This is a genomic window from Rahnella sp. P4_A8, from assembly GCF_056402435.1.
The window spans coordinates 1-2,046 of sequence record NZ_JBFUHK010000180.1; the positions used below are offsets into that span (position 1 = coordinate 1).

At 48.4% G+C, this 2,046-nt stretch carries 4 protein-coding genes; 1 reads left to right on the forward strand and 3 read right to left on the reverse strand.

Going from position 1 to position 2,046, the window contains the following annotated elements:
• From AC1DUO_RS24390 to rplU, 3 genes are all read right to left on the reverse strand, one after another.
• On the reverse strand, positions 1–530 hold a 530-nt coding region (locus tag AC1DUO_RS24390; protein ID WP_477989169.1), incomplete at its 3' end, for a DMT family transporter.
• An 85-nt stretch (positions 531–615) separates the two neighbouring features.
• Positions 616–873 (reverse strand): 50S ribosomal protein L27, encoded by a 258-nt coding sequence (gene rpmA, locus AC1DUO_RS24395; RefSeq protein ID WP_013573805.1) that lies wholly within the window; start codon positions 871–873, stop codon positions 616–618.
• Between the two features lie 18 nt (positions 874–891).
• The gene (rplU, locus tag AC1DUO_RS24400; protein ID WP_013573804.1) at positions 892–1,203 is read right to left on the reverse strand and encodes a 50S ribosomal protein L21; all 312 of its coding nucleotides are present in this window, start codon (positions 1,201–1,203) and stop codon (positions 892–894) included.
• A 259-nt stretch (positions 1,204–1,462) separates the two neighbouring features.
• Between rplU and AC1DUO_RS24405 the strand changes: the two genes are divergently transcribed.
• The coding region (locus tag AC1DUO_RS24405; protein WP_477989170.1) for a polyprenyl synthetase family protein at positions 1,463–2,046 on the forward strand (584 nt) is incomplete at its 3' end.

The following is a 2,046-nucleotide window of genomic DNA, read 5'->3' on the forward strand; positions in this document are numbered from 1 at the left end:
CCGTATATCACCCAAACTGTTGCTGCCCCGACGCCAAAAATCACACCCAAAGTGTAATCCGTCAGACGGGTGAAAATCTCAATCAGACTGGTATTGAAAAACAATATCAGCCCAAAAATTAACATACTGGCGCCAATAACCTGCGTAACGCGCATCCTTTCTTTTAGGATGATTACGCTGGCCACCATCATACCGACCGGAGAAAGCTGTCCGATAACCTGAGAAGCCGTCGGGCTAAGAAATTGCAAAGAAGAACTAAAAAGAACAAAGTTTCCCAGTAATCCACAAGTTGCAATCAGCACTAAAACCAGCCAACGCGGTCGCCTGAAAATCGCTCTCGGAGGCAGCCTTCGCCTCATGGCCAAAATGCAACCCAGCACAACGGCCGCCATCGAAAACCGATACCAAACCACAGTAAAGGGATCCATCACCACCAGAACCTGCTTCATGGCGATAGGCAAAGAGCCCCAGCTCATGGCAGTAATCAGCGCCAACAGAATCCCGACAGGTGCCTGTGATTTCGTATCCATATCCCGCCAGAATGGGCTAACCAGAATGTAAAAAGCCCCGCAACGAATTGCGGGGCTTACATCTATTTACTAAGACGCGAAAAACTTATTCAGCTTCGATGCTGATGTACTTACGGTTTTTCGGGCCTTTAACTTCGAACTTGACTTTACCGTCAGCCAAAGCAAACAGAGTGTGGTCCTTGCCGCAACCCACGTTGATACCAGCGTGGAATTTGGTGCCGCGCTGACGAACGATGATGCTGCCTGCCAGTACTGCTTCGCCGCCAAAGCGTTTTACGCCCAGACGTTTAGCTTCTGAATCGCGACCGTTACGTGTGGAGCCGCCAGCCTTTTTGTGTGCCATTGTTCCGCTCTCCTAATCTTAAGCGCTGATGCCGGTGATTTTAACGTCAGTGAACCACTGACGGTGGCCCTGCTGCTTACGATAGTGTTTACGACGACGAAACTTAACGATTTTGACCTTTTCGCCACGACCGTGAGCAACGACTTCAGCTTTGATTACACCGCCAGCCACTAAAGGCAGACCGATGTTGATTTCTTCACCGTTTGCAATCATCAGAACCTGATCGAACTCGATAGCTTCGCCAGTTGCAACGTCCAGCTTCTCCAGACGGATAGTCTGTCCTTCGCTGACACGGTGTTGTTTACCACCACTTTGGAAAACCGCGTACATATAAAACTCCGCTTTCCGCGCACTCAACTTTGTATAGTCCAGAGGGCGCTATAAATATTCACAATAGGGCGCGAATTCTACGCAAAAAATCAGCATAAGACAAGTGTACAATGACGACAAAAGAAGAAAAAAAGCGCAGTTCTTCCGATATCATTTATCTACACTGTTTTTCAAGTACAATCCCCTTTACAGTTAGCGCCATGTGCCAATGTGAGCCAGACCTCATTGCGGTGAAGAGAACAACAGCTGAAAAAACACAATGAACCTAGAACAGATTATTGATCTTACCCAGGACGACATGGCTGCAGTCAATGCATCCATCCTTGAACAGTTGAATTCAGAGGTTTCTCTCATCAATCAACTGGGATATTACATCATCAGTGGCGGCGGCAAACGTATCCGCCCGATGATAGCAGTACTGGCAGCCAAAGCACTATCCTACCGGGGCGATAAACACATCAAAGTCGCTGCTCTGATTGAGTTTATTCATACCGCCACACTGTTACATGACGATGTGGTTGACGAATCAGATATGCGTCGGGGAAAGGCCACTGCGAACGCCGCATTTGGCAACGCCGCCAGCGTATTGGTCGGCGATTTTATCTACACCCGCGCATTTCAAATGATGACAGATCTTGAATCGCTTCCTGTTCTGGCTCTGATGGCAAAAGCGGTGAATGTGATTGCAGAAGGCGAAGTGCAGCAACTGATTAATTGCAATGATCCTGACATCACAGAAGCCAGTTACATGCAGGTGATTTACAGCAAAACTGCGCGTCTTTTTGAAGCCGCGTCGCAAGCCTCTGCCATGCTGGCGGGCGGAAACAATGAGCAGATTACAGC